Here is a 16,834-nt window from a genome sequence, read left to right as displayed (position 1 = left end):
AATCAATGATGGAAAATAAAGAATTCGGAGTATTTCTACCTATCGCTAAAGGTGGATGGATTATTTCTAAAAATACCCCACCACTGGATGCTTCTTATCAGCAAAACCGTGAAGCAGCTATTCTGGCTGATCAAATTGGCCTGGATTTTATTATGTCCATGAGTAAATGGCGTGGCTTTGGCGGCGAAACAGAACATTGGGGCAGTTCGCTGGAATCTGTCACAATGATGGCAGGTATTGCCGAAGTCACTCATCACGCCCGGCTTATCGCGACCATGCATGCCGGGCTACATAACCCTGCCGTGACAGCCAAAATGATCGCGACATTGGATCAGATAAGTCATGGACGTGCCGGACTGAACATCGTCTCTGGCTCCTTTAAAGACGAATTTGAACAAATGGGGGAATGGGATAGCAATTTAGATCACGATCAACGTTACGCAATGACCGAAGAATGGACTCAATTGATCAAACGACTTTGGTGTGAAAAGCAGGTTGATCATCAAGGGGATTACTTTAAATTAAATAATTGTGTTTCCGAACCCAAACCTATTTCCGTTCCTCGCCCTTATTTGGTATGCGCCGGTCAGTCAGAACGTGGGCTGCGTTTTAGTGTACGCCATACCGATGTGTGTTTTATTGGTGGTAAAGATGAAGAAGAAACACGACAAATCAGTCTGACAGCTAAACGTATTGCAGCAGAATACGGTACCACCGCCAAAACCTTTTGTATGAGTACGATTATCTGCGCTGAAACAGATGAAGAAGCTGAAACGCTGGCTCAGCTCTATCGTGATGGTCTGGATATAGAAGCAGTTAAAAGCATGATGCACAGTTTTGGCGTCGATGTTGGCGAAAAAAGTAATGCTATGGTTGAAAGATCCCAAAATGCCTTCATGACCCACACAGCTATTGGCAACCCGGAAACATGTCGCAAACAATTATCAGATTTACTACGTGAATGCGAACTAGATGGGGTCATGTTGATCTTCCCTGATTATGTTAAGGGCTTAACCACTTTCGGCGAAAAAATCCTGCCACAACTCAGAGCTGAATTTGCCTAAACATCGATAAAGAGGTCAACAAATAAAATACTGTTTTCCTCTCTTCTGGGAATGGGCTCGCGACAAACTTACCCATTCCCCAGATATCTACAATTATCCCTTTTGAACCTGCCGATGTAATCCGGTTCCTCGTAACAACCTAATTCCCAGCCAACTACCACACAAAGAAAGCAATAAGCTGCTGATTATTGGCAGTAAGAGCCACATCTGCCATTCTGGTTGCCATGGAAAATCAAAAACCTTTGTTTGCAACAACCAAAGCGCAACCTCCGCGCCTAATGCCGCCGCAAAACCCGCCATTAGCCCAAGCAAAGCAAATTCACTCCAGAGAGTACGACGCAGTAATTGCTTACTCGCTCCCAAGGTACGGTAAACGACTAGTTCAAGTTGCCGCCGGTGCATTCCTACCTGAATCTGTGCTAACAGGAGTAAGATGCCACATACCATGACCAACCCAACCATAACCTCCAGTGCCTTACCTACCTGTTGCAAAATATCCTGAATTTGCTTAATCATTGCCCCCGTATCAAGCAAACTCAATGTTGGAAACTGACGATTAAGTTCAGTCAGAAGGCGGCCATCACCTTCATAATGGAAGCTGGTCAACCAAGTTTGCGGCTGATTTTCCAATGTTCGTTTTGGGAAAATAAATATGAAATTTGGCCGCAAGCTTTCCCAATCCACCAACCGGATACTGCTGACTATGGCACTGAATTGCTGTGTATCGCCACTGAATGTCAGTTTATCACCGATTTTGATTGCCAAACGCTCAGCAACCCCCTGTTCAATAGAAACTTCATTTTCTTTTGGAGGCCAACTACCTTCTGTCAAAGTATTAAACGATGGTAGTTCTTCTTTCCATGTCAGGTTCAATTCTCGCCGCACAATGTTGCTGTCCGGTTCTTTGGTATCTGCCCACGCTATGGCTGATTGATCATTAATTTCCGTCAAGCGGGCCAATACCACTGGATAAAACTCCGCTGGTTTAACCTGATACTGAGCCAGTAAATGCTTTACCCGTGGAATTTGCTGTCCAGTCATATTAATCAGAAAATAGTTTGGGCTATCTGGTGGCAATTGTTGCTGCCAGCGGTCAAGTAAATCGCCCCTGACCGCCAACAACAAAGCAAGTAACATAAATGATAAAGAGAAAGCCGCCAATTGAGTCACCGTCTGAAATGGCTGCCGCAATAATCGGCTAACCGCTAAACGAAAACTGAGATGGCGGGATTTCAGATGACGCAATAGCCACAATCCTCCCCAACCGAGTACAGCCAATAACACGGCAACAATCATTACACCAGCAAGTAACGCCCATAACATAGGGCTGGTACCAGCCAGAAAAACCAGCCCACTAACCACAACCAATGTCACCAATGGCAAGTAATAGCGCAATGGCCAGATGGGGGCGATAATATCATCACGCAGTACCCGTGATGGCTGGGTTGCCATTAATTGCCTGTATGGACGTATTCCCACCAGCAAAGCAATCACAGATAATGCCCCCAATGCCCATACCCACGGCCAAAATCCTGCTTCTGGTAAAGTCTTCGGCAACATAGGTGCCAAAATATGCACTAGCAGATATTCAAACATTAATCCTAAAAGCGCGCCCACCAATGCTGCCGCACCCAATAACACCAACCACTGACCAATCACCCACTTACGCAAAGCCCAGCGCCCCGCACCAAGTGTTTTAAGTACAGCGATCAAGTCATGGCGGCTATGGCAATAGTGAGTCATTGATACTGCCACGGCAGCAACGGCAAGTAATAACGTGAGCAAAGCGGATAACAACAGGAATTGTTGCGCTCTTTCAATAGATTTTGCCAGCGCGCCACTATCCTGCTTCAAGGTATACCAGCGCTGATCAGCCTTAAGTTGTGGATCAATTAACTGCTGATATTGATAAACCGCTTCTTTATCACCGGAAAACATATAACGGTAAGTCAGTCGACTACCCGGCTGAATCGCACCGGTAGACTGGGCATCATCAAGACTGATTAAAATCCGCGGCGCAATCTGGAATGGATTGAAACCACTGTCTGGCTCCTGAATTAATTCTCCGCTGACTCTGAGTGTGGTGTCGCCTACATCCAGATTATCGCCAATTTTGATTTTCAACAGTTCAAGTAAGCGAGGAGCGACCAGAACAGTACCTTTTTCTGCTTTCAAACCGGGTGGATGAGTTTCCAACTTGCCATATAACGGATAGAGACTGTCTGCGGCTTTTACATTAGCCAGTTGAGGGATATCCCCCGCATAAGTCATCGTGGTGAAAGAGAGCTGGCTACTCAACTTTAACCCAAGATCTTTCGCCTGTTGTAACCATCTATTATCTACCGGATAAGATGCTCGCAGAACCAGATCACCGGCCAGAAAATCCCGGCTCTGGTAATGAACACTTTGATCAATGCGATCACTGATCCTGCCTAATGCCAACACGCAGGCTACTGCCAGAGTGAGGGATAACCAAACAATCAATAAAGAGGGAGTGCGCCATTCGCGCCAGAACCAGCGCCAAATCATCTTTCTTCCCTCAATGTTCCATCAACCAGCCGCAAGCAACGTTGGCAACGGGCAGCAAGCTGGCTGTCATGAGTAACCAGAATTAGCGTTGTGGCATAATCACGATTCAGAGAAAACAGTAAGTCAGCGATGCGATCACCGGTTTGTCGATCCAAATTACCGGTTGGTTCATCAGCAAACAGAATTTTGGGCTGGCTGCTAAATGCCCTAGCCAACGCCACCCTCTGTTGCTCTCCACCAGAAAGTTGTGCCGGCATATGTTTCAAACGCTTCCCCAATCCGAGTTGTTCAAGCAATTCGATTGCCTGCTTCTTACTACTATTTTCAGACTCACCACGTAATAAAGCAGGAAGCTGGACATTTTCCAATGCATTCAAAGTCGGAATTAACATAAATGACTGGAAAACAAAACCGACATTCTCAGCCCGTAGTTGTGCCCTCTGCTCTTCATTCATCTGGCTTAAATTATGTCCCAACAGCCGGACTTCACCGTCACTACCATCATCCAACCCGGCAATAATACCAAGCAGTGTGGATTTACCAGAGCCAGATTCTCCCACCAGAGCAATAGTCTGCGCAGGCTCGACAACCAGCCCGACTCCCTGCAATATAGTGATCCTGTGTTCCCCCTGACCAACGTGCTTACTGAGATGCTGAACTTCAAGAATATTTCCCGTTACCATTTACTTTTCCTATTACTATTGGTGTTATCCAGCGCCAGAGCTATTGCGGCGGATACCCTGCTGATTCTGGGTGATAGCCTCAGTGCAGGTTACCATCTGCCTGTTGAACAATCATGGCCTGCTTTGATGGAAAAAAAGTGGCAGAAATCCGGCAATAAAATCACTGTCATCAACGGCAGCATCAGCGGTAACACTGCTGCTCAGGGCCTTGAAAGGCTACCTGAATTACTTAAACAACATCAACCCCGTTGGGTACTGATAGAATTGGGTGCCAATGATGGATTACGCGGTTTTCCCCCACAACAAACAGAACACGATCTGCAACAAATCATCACCTTAGTGAAACAAGCCAATATTCAACCTTTATTGATGCAGATCCGTCTGCCACCAAACTACGGGCGCCGTTATACTGAATCTTTTGCCAGGATTTACCCCAGACTGGCAGAACATAATCAAATTCCCCTGCTCCCGTTTTATATGGAACAAGTCGCTATTAAACCGGAGTGGGTGCAACAAGACGGATTGCACCCTAATCTGGCCGCCCAGCCATTTATCGCTAATTGGATGTCTGACACACTATCAGCACATCTTAATTATTCTTAAGTAGTAAACTATTAGTTTCAACAAATTGATGTATATAAACAGGTAAAGTTATGCAAAAGTCAGTTCTTATCACCGGCTGTTCCAGTGGAATCGGTCTGGTAGCGGCTAAAACACTACATCAACGGGGCTACCGAGTATTAGCAGCCTGCCGAAAACCCGCAGATTTACAGCATATGCGCGAGCTAGGACTGGAACCTATCGAATTGGATCTTGATGACAAAATGAGTGTTGAACGTGCCGCTGCCGAGGTCATCAGGCTAACCAATGGCCGCCTTTACGGACTGTTTAATAATGGCGGCTTTGGTATTTATGGCCCTTTGAACACTATCAGTCGTGAACAACTGGAACACCAATTCTCTACCAATCTGTTTGGTACACATCAACTTACCTGTTTACTACTCCCAACCATGCAACTTCATGGTGAAGGTCGTATTATCCAAACCAGTTCGGTTATGGGACTAATTTCAACCCCAGGCCGTGGTGCTTACTCTGCCAGTAAATATGCTCTGGAAGCATGGTCAGATGCGTTAAGAATGGAGTTGGCAGGTACCGGCATTAAAGCCAGCTTGATTGTGCCAGGTCCGATAAAAACACGTTTTACCGAGAACGTGAATCAGACACAAAGTGATAAGCCGGTCAAAAACCCCAGCATTGCCCGCCATTTTACACTGACACCCGAAGCCGTTGTGCGTAAATTGATTCACGCTTTAGAAAGCCCGAATCCTAAATTACGTTATCCAGTGACTTGGATAACTCACGCGGTAACCATTATGCGCCGGATTTTACCGGGAAGATTAATGGATAAGATACTGACTAAACAGAGTGGTACAACTTGAAAGTTAGGAAAGTAACCTCATCTGTTCAATAATACCCTACAACACCGAATTTAAGAGACTCATTATATGCTAACAACCACTACTGGAATTGACATCAACGAAAGTAATCTGCATCAAACTATTGAACAGTCTATGACTGTGCCGGTTTTATTTTATTTCTGGTCTGAACGTAGCCCTCACTGTCAGGAATTAAGTGTAACGCTGGATAAACTAGCCGCAGAATATGCCGATCAATTGGTCCTGGCAAAAGTGGATTGCGATAAAGAACAAATGATCGCAGCACAATTTGGTTTACGAGCCATTCCTACTGTTTATATTTTGCAACAAGGCCAACCCGTAGACGGTTTTCAGGGCCCACAACCCGAAAAAGCTATCAGAGAGATGCTTACTCGCGTATTGCCTAAGCCGGAAGAGTTAAAAGCGGCTCAAGCTGAGGAACTTATCGCAGAAGGAAAACATCAGGAAGCACTACCGTTATTGAAAGAAGCCTGGCAATTAGCCCCCAAAAACAGTGAAATTGCACTAATGTTGACCGAAGTGCAAATTATGCTCAATAATATACAAGAAGCCCAGGAAATTCTGAATCTTATTCCATTACAGGATCAAGACTCACATTATCATAGTTTACTGGCTCAAATTGAGTTACAAAAGCAAGCCGCGGATACACCGGAGATCCAACAATTGCAACAAGAATTCTCCATTCAACCGGAAAATGCAGAATTGGCGGTTAAACTCGCGCTGAAATTGCACGAAGTCAGTCGTAATGAAGAAGCTCTGGAATTATTACTGGGCTTCCTGAAAAAGGATCTTTCTGCTGCCAATGGTGCAATACGGAAAACAATGATGGATATTATGTCTGCAATGGGAACCGGTAATGCTCTGGCTTCGAAATATCGTCGCCAGGTTTATTCGCTGCTTTACTGATTTATTTGATTAAGGAATTGCTATGGATTTATTTGCTTTTGGTGCCGTACCTATTCTGATATTCATTGCGGTGGTGATTGTATTTACTTGCGTAAAAACAGTACCGCAAGGTTATCAATGGACAGTAGAACGCTTTGGCCGTTATACCCGAACTTTATTGCCGGGTCTGCATATTATTATCCCTTTTATCGACCGCATTGGCCGTAAAATTAACATGATGGAACAAGTGCTGGATATTCCTTCACAGGAAGTTATTTCCCGCGATAACGCCAATGTGACCATTGATGCGGTCTGCTTTATTCAGGTCGTCGATCCTGTTCGGGCTGCCTATGAAGTCAGCAACCTTGAGCTGTCCATCATTAACCTGACAATGACTAACTTCCGTACTGTTCTGGGTTCGATGGAACTGGATGAAATGTTATCTCAACGTGACTCCATCAACAGCCGCCTACTGCATATCGTCGATGAAGCGACTAACCCATGGGGAGTAAAAATTACCCGTATTGAGATCCGTGATGTTCGTCCACCGAAAGAACTGATTTCTGCCATGAACGCCCAAATGAAAGCAGAACGTACAAAACGTGCTGATATTCTGGAAGCGGAAGGTATCCGTCAGGCTGCTATTCTGAAAGCAGAAGGTGAAAAACAGTCTCAGATTCTAAAAGCAGAAGGGGAACGTCAGTCTGCATTCCTTCAGGCAGAAGCGCGTGAACGTGCCGCCGAAGCAGAAGCACGGGCAACCAAAATGGTTTCTGATGCGATTGCTGACGGTAACATGCAAGCAATTAACTACTTTGTTGCCCAGAAATATACGGATGCACTAACCTGTATTGGTGCCTCCAATAACAGCAAAGTGATTATGATGCCTCTGGAAGCCAGCAATCTGATGGGTGCTATTGGCGGTATTACTGAACTGATTGGCGAAAGCAAAAAAGGTAAGTAAACATGATTGCACAGATTACAGATCAGATCCCTTGGCTCTGGTTCTCCTTCGGGGGCTTACTGTTAATCGCAGAGCTTCTGGGAACCGGCGGCTATCTATTATGGACGGGTACAGCCGCTATCGTTGTTGCACTTGTCACTTGGTTTCTGCCGGGAATAAGCTGGGAATGGCAAGGTATTCTGTTTGCAACTCTGACACTGCTATCTGCGATACTGTGGCGCTACTGGTTACGTCGTCACCCGGCAAAAGGTAACGATACACTGAATCAGAAAGACCACCAGCTCATCGGTATCCATACCAAACTGACCGCCGATACCGAAAATGGTTACAGTCGGGTCAAGCTTGCTGATGGCAGTTGGCGAGTTCACTGTGACAGTGAACTACCAGCCAACACCGAAGTAGAAGTCATTGCTGTTGATGGTATTACTCTGAAAGTAAAACCCATCAATTCTCAGTGATGAAGGCAACAACCCGATAAATGATCTATGATGGGGCATGCAGCCCCGTCATCTCCAGGGCACTCTTCCGCCAAAGAAAGCAATTTACTTCTGATTTTCTGTAACTCTTCAATCGTCTTTTCTATCTCAGCCACTTTATGCAGCGTTGCCGCTTTTACATCGGCACTGTGACGATTGGGGTCGCGAAATAACATTAAAAACTCACGACATTCATCAAGCGTAAAACCGACCTGTTTCGCCTGCCGCAACAGCGTTAATTCATCAATATGTTTCTGCTGATAATAACGGTAGCCGTTATCTCCTCTTTCAGGCGGTGTGATCAGATCCTTTTCTTCATAAAACCGAATAGCTTTGCTGGTCAGACCGGTTTTTCGAGCAATTTCACTGATGTTCATTTTTTCCTCTTGACCTTCCCCTGACGGGAAGGTTTAACCTTCGTAACAAGCCAGAGATTCACTTGGGTTGTAGTAAATATAATCAACAATTATTACACAAGTGTAAAAAATAATTACGTCACTATGTATTAGGAGGTTTTTTTATGTCACATACAACTATTTTAACCTTACAGGGACTCTCCTGTATGCACTGTGTTAACCGTGTGAAAAAAGCACTGGGAAATCGTGCAGACGTGGAACAGGCAGAAATTACTCTCAATTACGCCAAAGTCACTGGCGAAGCCTCCCCTAAATCCTTAATCGAAACGATTAAGGAAGCCGGTTATGATGCCGAAATTGCCAGCCAGCCTGATATCGAACTGGCACTATCTGGCCTCAGTTGCATGCATTGTGCCGGTACAACACGTAAAGCTCTGGAAGCTGTAGATGGCGTTGTTGCCGCAGACGTGAATACTAAAACAGCCAAAGTGTATGGCAAAGTCGATACCGATATGTTGATTGCCGCAGTTGAACAGGCGGGTTATCACGCAGAACTGGCTTCTGGACAAAACTTCCCAAAATCTGAGCCGCTGACAATACCTGCTTCAAATAGACCGGAACCTTTGGCAGCGGCAATCTCTTCTGTTCCGGTCGAAAAAACCGATGAATTCGTTATCAGTGATAGCGATGACAGTATCCAGTTGCTGCTGGATGGCATGACTTGTGCCAGTTGTGTGAATAAGGTTCAGAAAGCGTTGCAGAGTGTCGAAGGCGTGGAAAATGCCAGAGTAAACCTTGCTGAGCGCAGCGCTTTAATTACCGGTAGCGCATCACCTGACGCACTAATTCAAGCCGTGGAAAAAGCCGGATACGGAGCAGAACTGATTCAGGATGAAGCCGAGCGTCGTGAACGTCAGCAACAAGTTTCTGAAGCCAATATGCGCCGTTTTCGCTGGCAGTCAGCATTAGCATTGGTCGTCGGTATTCCAGTGATGGTGTGGGGTATGATGGGCGATAATATGATGCTCACGCCAGAAAACCAGACTATCTGGCTGACTATCGGGATTATTACGTTTGCTGTGATGATCTTTGCTGGTGGTCATTTCTATCGCAATGCATGGCAAAGCCTAAAAAACGGCAATGCCACCATGGACACACTCGTAACATTGGGAACAGGTGCAGCCTGGCTTTACTCTATCAGTGTCAACCTATGGCCGGATGTTTTTCCACCACAAGCACGCCATCTTTATTACGAAGCCAGCGCTATGATTATCGGTTTGATAAATTTGGGTCATGCTTTAGAACAACGTGCTCGTCAACGTTCCTCAAAGGCGTTGGAACGTTTACTGGATCTGACACCACCGACTGCCCGTGTAGTGACAGAAGATGGCGAAAAAGAGATACCATTGGCTAATGTTAAACCGGGCATGATATTACGTTTGACGACCGGTGATCGTATCCCCGTTGATGGTGAAATCATTCAAGGTGAAGTTTGGATAGATGAAGCAATGTTGACCGGTGAACCGATTCCCCAGCAAAAATCCAAAGGCGATAACGTTCATGCCGGTACGACTGTACAGGATGGCACAGTACTATTTACTGCCGCCGCAGTGGGTAATCAAACGGCATTAGCACGGATTATCAAACTGGTCCGTCAGGCACAAAGCAGTAAGCCAGAGATTGGTCAGTTGGCAGATAAAATTTCCTCAGTGTTTGTTCCGGTTGTCGTCGCGATAGCTCTGATTTCAGGTGCTATTTGGTACTTCATTGGCCCAGCACCACAGATTATGTATTCGTTAGTCATTATTACCACGGTGCTGATTATTGCCTGTCCTTGTGCCCTTGGGCTGGCAACACCTATGTCGATTATTTCTGGCGTTGGTCGAGCAGCAGAATTCGGTGTTTTGGTTCGGGATGCCGATGCCTTGCAACAAGCCAGCAAATTGGACACGATTGTCTTCGATAAAACCGGAACGCTGACTGAAGGCATGCCACAAGTTACTGATATCCATACTTTCAATGGGTACAGTGAACAAGAAGTATTGTGTTGGGCAGGCGCACTGGAAAATGGTTCGAACCATCCATTAGCCAAAGCGATACTTGCCAAAACCGCAGGATTGTCATTACCGCAAGTTGAACAATTTCGCACTATAGCTGGGCTGGGTATCAGTGGTGAAGTACATGGCACAACCTTGTTGTTGGGTAATCAAACATTGCTGGAACAAAATCAGGTTGATACAGAGGAACTAAAACCACTGATTGCCCAACAGGCAGAGAAAGGCATCACACCGGTTCTTCTGGCTGCGGGCGGTAAAGCGGCAGCAGTGTTATCAATTCGCGATCCACTTCGTAAAGATACTATTACTGCATTGGAACGATTACATCATCAGGGCTACCGTTTAGTGATGCTGACCGGCGATAATCCAGTGACTGCCAATGCGATTGCGCAAGAAGCAGGGATTGATGAAGTTATCGCAGGTGTGTTGCCTGATGGCAAAGCTGAGGTTATCCAGAAACTTCAGGCGGCAGGTCGCAAGGTTGCTATGGTGGGGGATGGTATTAACGATGCCCCTGCACTGGCGCGGGCTAATGTCGGGATTGCCATGGGCGGTGGTAGTGATATCGCGATTGAAACCGCGTCGATGACCCTGATGCGCCACAGTTTGCATAGTGTCGCTGATGCGGTTGAGTTGTCTAAAGGAACGCTGCGCAATATGAAACAGAACCTGCTAGGGGCATTTATCTACAATATACTGGGTATTCCAATCGCAGCCGGGGTGCTCTATCCATTTACCGCAACATTGTTAGATCCCGTGATAGCGGGTGCAGCAATGGCGCTTTCTTCAATTACGGTGGTAAGTAATGCTAACCGTTTGTTGAGATTTAAGCCTAAATCATAATGCATCGACTTGGTTAGATCGTAAAAGTGCGGTATCTATGATCGCACTTTACATTTCTCACCTATCTGACTGACAAATTAACAGCCAAGGCGTACTGGTTTGTTTAAGTGACAGATTGCATTACATCTTTGTTACCTTCTATTTCTGAATTACTCCGGTTATGACCACTTCTGCTGGCTGCGATCAATGTAGCCCAGTCATCGGGTGGATTTCCCCGTCCCAGCATCTTCTCGAAGACCGCATAGGGGTCGGACTTACTACCTTCCGAACGCAACGTCTCCTCATCGTTGACCCAAGCATACACAATGACCTTAGCCTTGGAATCATAACGGAAGAATAGGAGAAACCTTCGACCAATTTTAGATCGACGCCAATGGCGATAGGCGGACCCCAAAGTATTTCCTTGCCGATACTCGCCTCGGGAGGGATCACTTGGCACCACATCTAGAATCAATTTACTTAGTGCTCGAAACAACTTGACGTTAGCATTGCTCTCAAACTTGTCAGGGTCACTCTGCTCAGCCCTTTTTACTGCGTCATGCAGCTTCTGAAGCTGCTGTATTACACAGGAGTGATACAACAGTGTCCATCCATGTCGTTGCATCAAATTACCACATCTCCGTCAATGTCTTCATTTAGATCAATAGTATGATCAGCATTGTATTGCATAGCCTCGTATAACTCTTTAGGTAAACCATTCACATGGCGCCCAGCTCGAATGTCCGCAGACAGTAGATCAAGGAATGCCCCAATAACAGGATCTTCGTGTTCAGCCCCGGCGCGAGTCATGACTACTTCACCACCACGCAGCTCAAAGGCCAGCTTGCTACCTGTATCAATACCTAATGCCTGACGGATAGGCTTAGGTAACGTTATCTGACCTTTGGAAGTCAATGTTGCAAGTTCATAGATAGATATCATAGTAACTCTCCAGTTATTACTTTAATTAAATGGTAAGGAATATTCCTTACATAATTAAGGTAATCTTGTATGCTGATAGAAGTAAAGAAATATCAATGGAAATAAGTAAAGATACAGCAGAAGTACAGCTGTAATATTAACTTGAAAATGGTTAGCCTAAATAAATGCTGAACCGGAGACACAAATGGGACGACTGATTAAACACCTTACTAATATGCTGGGGCTAAGTTCTTCCCGCCGTTATCCTTATCCAGCTTATGATATTACTCTGACAGGTGACAAACATTTGCATCTGGTGGGCAGTATTCATATGGGGACTGAAAATATGTTTCCACTTTCTCAAATATTAATGGATCAGCTTAATCAATCCGATACATTAATTGTGGAAGCAGATGTTACTCAAGCAGGTTTCCCATTTCATAACGAATTTCAATCACACCTCCGTATCGAACAACGTCTATCTTATGAGATGTATCAGGATTTTCGGCGCTATTGCAATGAAATTCGCCAACAAGAAGAACCACTCAATTTATTACCTTCATGGCAAATCGCGTTAATTTTGCAAGCTGGACAAGCACAAAACCTTGGATTACACCCCCACTACGGTATTGATTATCAGCTACTGAATGCGGCCAAAGCACAAGGAAAAATGATCACCGAGCTTGAGGGGACTGACTCACAGATTCATTTACTTAATCAGCTCCCGAATAATGGTCTGTCACTACTAGAAGATACATTGTTACATTGGCACGCCAACGCCCGTGCTTTACAAACAATGATAAGCTGGTGGATGGATTATCAACCTAAACAGCAAACACATTCTTTACCAACAACTTTCAGTGAGGATATCTATCAACTACTGATGATTGATCGTAACAGACAGTGGAATAAATACTTACGGGAATTGCCTGCCGGGCGGTATCTGGTTGTTGTTGGTGCTTTGCACCTGTACGGCGAAAGCAATTTACTTCAGATGTTGCTAGAAGAATCGAGATAAAAAAAGGCCAATATTTCTATTGGCCTATCAAAGAGGAATAACCTGTTATTTTCGTTATTCTTATTATTCGGAGTATCACCTACAGGCAACAGAGCCATAATCAGAGTACCAATTTCAAGATTCCATTTCATCCATTGTCCTTAATTATAAAATTATTCTATGTAATGAAATTGTGACACTAGTGATCATTTTACAAAAGAAACAGAACGTTAACTTTACTTTCATATTTTTAATATCACCTGAAAAGGGCTGCCAGATTGCAGCCCTTATTTGATTTATACTTTATCCGGGGTCATTGATAAACAATTTCACCTTTTGGCTCATAGACAGTCGCTTTCAAGGGTGAATGCTTCTCGATATAATCTTTCAGAACTTCTGCATCAACAAAACCCATGTTGACATAGGCCGGATGATTATCCAGACGAGGGTAACCATCACCACCGATAGCATTAAAGTCAAGCATTGCCAGGCGGTAAGGTTTATTGGGTTCCAGTGGCTTCCCTCCTATTTTTACATCTTTAACACCCTTGCCATCAGCAATCAAATTGACATTCAAGAACTGAGCATAAGCACCAGAGTCAACTTTCATGTTAGCAACTACTGCCAGATACTTTTCAACTTCGCTACCTTTCAGATCAACATAAACCAATGAGTTGGCAAATGGATGCACTTTCAGTACATCTTTATAAGTGATATCGCCGGATTCAATTGAATCACGAATACCGCCGCCACTTATAATAGCGAAATCAGCATTAGCGCGTTCCATCAAAGCAGAAAGGATAACATGAGCCATATTGGTCTGAATAAAACGAACCTTGTTGCGATCACCTTCCAGTTTACCCTCAACAGAACCCACTTTTACGTTTAACTGTTTATCACCTTTATTCTGGTAAGGTGTTAGCAACTTTATCATCTCCGGGTTTTGAGCAATTTCATGAGTGTAATAAACTCGTTCAGTAGAACCGTCTGGTTTTTTCACATTTTTATTAAGATTAATGGGAATTAACTGATAATGTGTCAGCTTAAATTCACCATTGCGGAACTCAAAATCAGCACGGCCAACATATTTACCCCACTCGTGCGCCTGAACAATCCAAGTACCATTCTGACGATCAGGCGAACATGGCGTTCCCGGTACATAATCGATCTGTTTGTAGTTTTTATTTTCCGCAGACATACAAACCGGATCTTGTGAATGGCCACCTACAATCATATCCAAATAACCCGCAGGCAAACTACGCGCCATTTCAACATCACCCGGCGCGTTAGAACCATGATTACCGTTGTCATAGTGCCCCATATGGGTTGCTGCAATAATCACATCTGGTCTTTCATTTTTTTTCAGTTCCTCTACGACCGTTTTCGCTTCTATCGCGGGAACGCGAAATTCAACATTAGGGAAATTAGCAGGGTTACCGATTTTCGCCGTATCATCAGTCGTCAGGCCGATAACCGCAATTTTCACCCCTTGTTTATCAAAGATGGTATAAGGCTTGAACAAACGTTTACCGGTGCCAGTATCGTAAATATTGGCCGCGAGGAACGGAAATTTCGCCCATTTTTCCTGCTGACGCAATACTGACAGCGGATTATCAAACTCGTGGTTACCCAACGCCATTGCATCATAACCTACCAGATTCATTCCTTTAAAATCAGGCTCCGCATCTTGCAGATCAGACTCTGGTACACCAGTATTAATATCTCCACCGGAAAGCAATAACACACTGCCGCCTTTCTTGGTGACTTCTTGACGGATTTCATCAACAACTGTTTTTTGAGCGGCTAAACCATATTCACCGTGGTCGTTATACCAAAAATGCCCATGATGGTCGTTAGTGTGCAAAATAGTAATGTCATAGGTTTTATCTTTTTCCCATGCATTTGCCATTGCTGGAAGTAATGTCATAGAAACAACCAAAGCACAAGCTGAGGTCTTAAACGAAAACTTCATGGTATATCTCCATGTTTTTTTAAGTGAATTGCCATGCAAGAACAGCTTCAAAAGCTAACAAGGCGGGATTAACAAATCATTTCTGAGATAGGTTACGTTATGTGATTATTAGAACATGTTTCGTTTCATTTTTTTGAGCGTATCATCAAACTATCTACGGTGTAGTAAAAAATTAACTATCAGCCTAATATATAAAATGTAACAAATAACGAACAAACTCACCCCCTAAGACAAGCTGGCAGTCAATATGAGCGAACAGAGCAACACAACTACAGTCTCCTCTCATGCAAGTAAAACCAAGAACACCGTTTTTACTATTCTTGGGGCGATTAGCATCTCACACTTATTGAACGATATGATCCAATCGCTGATCCTAGCGATTTATCCTTTATTACAATCAGAATTCAACTTGAGTTTTGTGCAAATCGGTATGATCACGTTGACCTACCAAATTACCGCGTCGCTATTACAGCCACTGATAGGTTTCTATACCGATAAACATCCACAGCCTTATTCATTACCTATTGGGATGAGTTTTACCTTATCGGGCCTGCTACTGCTGGCTCATGCTAACAATTTCCCGTTAGTTCTATTAGCATCTGCATTAATTGGCACTGGCTCTTCGGTATTCCATCCAGAATCATCGCGCGTAGCACGCATGGCATCTGGGGGCCGTCACGGACTGGCTCAATCGCTCTTTCAGGTCGGCGGTAATTTTGGCAGTTCTCTTGGGCCTTTATTAGCCGCTGTATTTATTGCGCCTTATGGCAAAGGCAATGTTGGTTGGTTCTCGCTGGCAGCATTACTGGGAATTATCGTGCTGTTGCAGATCAGTAAATGGTATAAGGCTCAGAATTATATTAAGAATAATCAAGTCAGAACGGCTCCTGTCGTTAAAGTTTTACCAAAAAAAGCCGTGATAGGCTCTCTGATTATTTTGTTAATTTTAATATTTTCCAAATACTTTTATCTCACCAGTATCAGTAGCTATTATACTTTTTACTTAATACACAAATTTGACATTTCCGTACAAAGCGCCCAGCTTCATCTGTTTGTTTTTTTATTCGCAGTTGCAGCCGGAACCATTATTGGGGGACCTCTTGGCGATAGAATCGGCAGGAAGTATGTCATCTGGATATCTATCCTCGGAGTAGCCCCTTTTACATTAGTTCTGCCTTACGCTTCTCTGTACTGGACAAGTATTCTGTCAGTGATTATTGGTGTGATTCTGGCATCTGCGTTCTCTGCAATCCTGGTATACGCACAGGAACTTATTCCCGGTAAAACCGGGATGATATCCGGTCTATTTTTCGGACTCGCTTTTGGTATGGGAGGTATCGGCGCAGCGGTACTTGGTAACATTGCGGACAGAACAAGTATTGAACTAGTTTATCAGATTTGTGCTTTTCTACCGTTACTTGGAATATTTACCGCTTTATTACCTAATATAGAAGACAATAACTAGAAAAATCACCATAATAGCCCCACATAAAAGTCATTTTTTATGTGGGAATAGCCTTTATATACCTCATAAATAATCAAATATATCAATACAAATCCCTGTTACGGGTGATTTAATCCTTTCAATCGATATTTTTTGATGTTTCATTCATTTTTTTAGCGAATTTACCTCAAATTATCTATAAAATAC

15 protein-coding genes are annotated in these 16,834 nt (G+C 44.2%); 9 read left to right on the top strand and 6 right to left on the bottom strand.

What is annotated here, in order from left to right:
- The first annotated feature begins 8 nt into the window (after window positions 1–8).
- The gene (locus C5469_RS00760; RefSeq protein ID WP_166301646.1) at window positions 9–1,064 is read left to right on the top strand and encodes an LLM class flavin-dependent oxidoreductase; all 1,056 of its coding nucleotides are present in this window, start codon (window positions 9–11) and stop codon (window positions 1,062–1,064) included.
- 93 nt (window positions 1,065–1,157) lie between these two features.
- On the opposite strand, the gene ybbP is transcribed toward C5469_RS00760, so the two are convergent.
- Window positions 1,158–3,593 carry a putative ABC transporter permease subunit YbbP gene (gene ybbP, locus C5469_RS00755; protein ID WP_166300990.1) on the bottom strand — a complete coding sequence of 812 codons (2,436 nt, stop codon included), beginning with the start codon at window positions 3,591–3,593 and terminating at the stop codon, window positions 1,158–1,160.
- Window positions 3,590–4,276, bottom strand: a complete 687-nt coding sequence (ybbA, locus tag C5469_RS00750) for a putative ABC transporter ATP-binding protein YbbA (protein WP_166300987.1) — start codon at window positions 4,274–4,276, stop codon at window positions 3,590–3,592. The genes ybbP and ybbA overlap by 4 nt, the downstream gene beginning before the upstream one ends.
- Between ybbA and tesA the strand changes: the two genes are divergently transcribed.
- The 5 genes from tesA to C5469_RS00725 all read left to right on the top strand — a co-directional run bounded on the left by tesA (window position 4,244) and on the right by C5469_RS00725 (window position 8,040).
- Entirely contained in the window at window positions 4,244–4,879 is a 636-nt protein-coding gene (gene tesA / locus C5469_RS00745; RefSeq protein ID WP_166300984.1) for a multifunctional acyl-CoA thioesterase I/protease I/lysophospholipase L1, read from the top strand. The genes ybbA and tesA overlap by 33 nt on opposite strands.
- 50 nt (window positions 4,880–4,929) lie before the next feature.
- Window positions 4,930–5,715, top strand: a complete 786-nt coding sequence (locus C5469_RS00740) for an SDR family oxidoreductase (protein ID WP_054477496.1) — start codon at window positions 4,930–4,932, stop codon at window positions 5,713–5,715.
- 66 nt (window positions 5,716–5,781) lie between these two features.
- Window positions 5,782–6,639, top strand: coding sequence for a co-chaperone YbbN (locus tag C5469_RS00735; RefSeq protein WP_166300981.1), 858 nt, complete (start codon window positions 5,782–5,784; stop codon window positions 6,637–6,639).
- A 22-nt stretch (window positions 6,640–6,661) separates the two neighbouring features.
- A complete protein-coding gene (locus tag C5469_RS00730) occupies window positions 6,662–7,582 on the top strand; it encodes an SPFH domain-containing protein (RefSeq protein ID WP_166300978.1) in 921 nt (306 codons plus the stop codon).
- A 2-nt stretch (window positions 7,583–7,584) separates the two neighbouring features.
- A complete protein-coding gene (locus C5469_RS00725; protein WP_166300976.1) occupies window positions 7,585–8,040 on the top strand; it encodes an NfeD family protein in 456 nt (151 codons plus the stop codon).
- On the opposite strand, the gene cueR is transcribed toward C5469_RS00725, so the two are convergent.
- Window positions 8,034–8,435, bottom strand: coding sequence for a Cu(I)-responsive transcriptional regulator (gene cueR / locus C5469_RS00720; protein WP_166300973.1), 402 nt, complete (start codon window positions 8,433–8,435; stop codon window positions 8,034–8,036). The genes C5469_RS00725 and cueR overlap by 7 nt on opposite strands.
- Before the next feature lie 143 nt (window positions 8,436–8,578).
- Here cueR and copA point away from each other — a divergent pair, with 143 nt between their 5' ends.
- Entirely contained in the window at window positions 8,579–11,314 is a 2,736-nt protein-coding gene (copA, locus tag C5469_RS00715; RefSeq protein WP_166300970.1) for a copper-exporting P-type ATPase CopA, read from the top strand.
- A gap of 103 nt (window positions 11,315–11,417) precedes the next feature.
- Here copA and C5469_RS00710 read toward each other — a convergent pair whose 3' ends face one another.
- Both C5469_RS00710 and C5469_RS00705 read right to left on the bottom strand, forming a co-directional pair.
- On the bottom strand, window positions 11,418–11,918 hold the full coding sequence (locus tag C5469_RS00710; RefSeq protein ID WP_166301643.1) for a type II toxin-antitoxin system YhaV family toxin: 501 nt from the start codon (window positions 11,916–11,918) through the stop codon (window positions 11,418–11,420).
- On the bottom strand, window positions 11,918–12,235 hold the full coding sequence (locus C5469_RS00705; protein WP_166300967.1) for a type II toxin-antitoxin system PrlF family antitoxin: 318 nt from the start codon (window positions 12,233–12,235) through the stop codon (window positions 11,918–11,920). Before C5469_RS00705 ends, C5469_RS00710 begins: the two co-directional genes overlap by 1 nt.
- Window positions 12,236–12,419: 184 nt before the next feature.
- Here C5469_RS00705 and C5469_RS00700 point away from each other — a divergent pair, with 184 nt between their 5' ends.
- Window positions 12,420–13,232: a TraB/GumN family protein gene (locus C5469_RS00700; protein ID WP_166300964.1), complete on the top strand. Its 813-nt coding sequence runs from the start codon at window positions 12,420–12,422 to the stop codon at window positions 13,230–13,232.
- 292 nt (window positions 13,233–13,524) lie between these two features.
- Here the strand turns inward: C5469_RS00700 and ushA are convergent, their stop codons facing one another.
- Window positions 13,525–15,183 (bottom strand): bifunctional UDP-sugar hydrolase/5'-nucleotidase UshA, encoded by a 1,659-nt coding sequence (gene ushA, locus C5469_RS00695; protein WP_166300961.1) that lies wholly within the window; start codon window positions 15,181–15,183, stop codon window positions 13,525–13,527.
- Between the two features lie 247 nt (window positions 15,184–15,430).
- Here ushA and C5469_RS00690 point away from each other — a divergent pair, with 247 nt between their 5' ends.
- Entirely contained in the window at window positions 15,431–16,648 is a 1,218-nt protein-coding gene (locus C5469_RS00690) for an MFS transporter (RefSeq protein WP_166300958.1), read from the top strand.
- The last annotated feature ends 186 nt before the right edge of the window (window positions 16,649–16,834 follow it).

Origin of the sequence: Photorhabdus cinerea (genome assembly GCF_011189575.1) — a bacterium.
GTDB classification, from domain to species: Bacteria; Pseudomonadota; Gammaproteobacteria; order Enterobacterales; family Enterobacteriaceae; genus Photorhabdus; species Photorhabdus cinerea.
This window is presented reverse-complemented; position numbering and strand designations above follow the sequence as displayed.

What these genes read in the sequence shown, in the direction of transcription:
- C5469_RS00760 (WP_166301646.1), top strand. Translation starts at nt 9, where the DNA reads ATGGAAAATAAAGAATTCGGAGTATTTCTACCTATCGCTAAAGGTGGA.
- ybbP (WP_166300990.1), bottom strand. Translation starts at nt 3,593, where the DNA reads ATGATTTGGCGCTGGTTCTGGCGCGAATGGCGCACTCCCTCTTTATTG.
- tesA (WP_166300984.1), top strand. Translation starts at nt 4,244, where the DNA reads ATGCTGAACTTCAAGAATATTTCCCGTTACCATTTACTTTTCCTATTA.
- ybbA (WP_166300987.1), bottom strand. Translation starts at nt 4,276, where the DNA reads ATGGTAACGGGAAATATTCTTGAAGTTCAGCATCTCAGTAAGCACGTT.
- C5469_RS00740 (WP_054477496.1), top strand. Translation starts at nt 4,930, where the DNA reads ATGCAAAAGTCAGTTCTTATCACCGGCTGTTCCAGTGGAATCGGTCTG.
- C5469_RS00735 (WP_166300981.1), top strand. Translation starts at nt 5,782, where the DNA reads ATGCTAACAACCACTACTGGAATTGACATCAACGAAAGTAATCTGCAT.
- C5469_RS00730 (WP_166300978.1), top strand. Translation starts at nt 6,662, where the DNA reads ATGGATTTATTTGCTTTTGGTGCCGTACCTATTCTGATATTCATTGCG.
- C5469_RS00725 (WP_166300976.1), top strand. Translation starts at nt 7,585, where the DNA reads ATGATTGCACAGATTACAGATCAGATCCCTTGGCTCTGGTTCTCCTTC.
- cueR (WP_166300973.1), bottom strand. Translation starts at nt 8,435, where the DNA reads ATGAACATCAGTGAAATTGCTCGAAAAACCGGTCTGACCAGCAAAGCT.
- copA (WP_166300970.1), top strand. Translation starts at nt 8,579, where the DNA reads ATGTCACATACAACTATTTTAACCTTACAGGGACTCTCCTGTATGCAC.
- C5469_RS00710 (WP_166301643.1), bottom strand. Translation starts at nt 11,918, where the DNA reads ATGCAACGACATGGATGGACACTGTTGTATCACTCCTGTGTAATACAG.
- C5469_RS00705 (WP_166300967.1), bottom strand. Translation starts at nt 12,235, where the DNA reads ATGATATCTATCTATGAACTTGCAACATTGACTTCCAAAGGTCAGATA.
- C5469_RS00700 (WP_166300964.1), top strand. Translation starts at nt 12,420, where the DNA reads ATGGGACGACTGATTAAACACCTTACTAATATGCTGGGGCTAAGTTCT.
- ushA (WP_166300961.1), bottom strand. Translation starts at nt 15,183, where the DNA reads ATGAAGTTTTCGTTTAAGACCTCAGCTTGTGCTTTGGTTGTTTCTATG.
- C5469_RS00690 (WP_166300958.1), top strand. Translation starts at nt 15,431, where the DNA reads ATGAGCGAACAGAGCAACACAACTACAGTCTCCTCTCATGCAAGTAAA.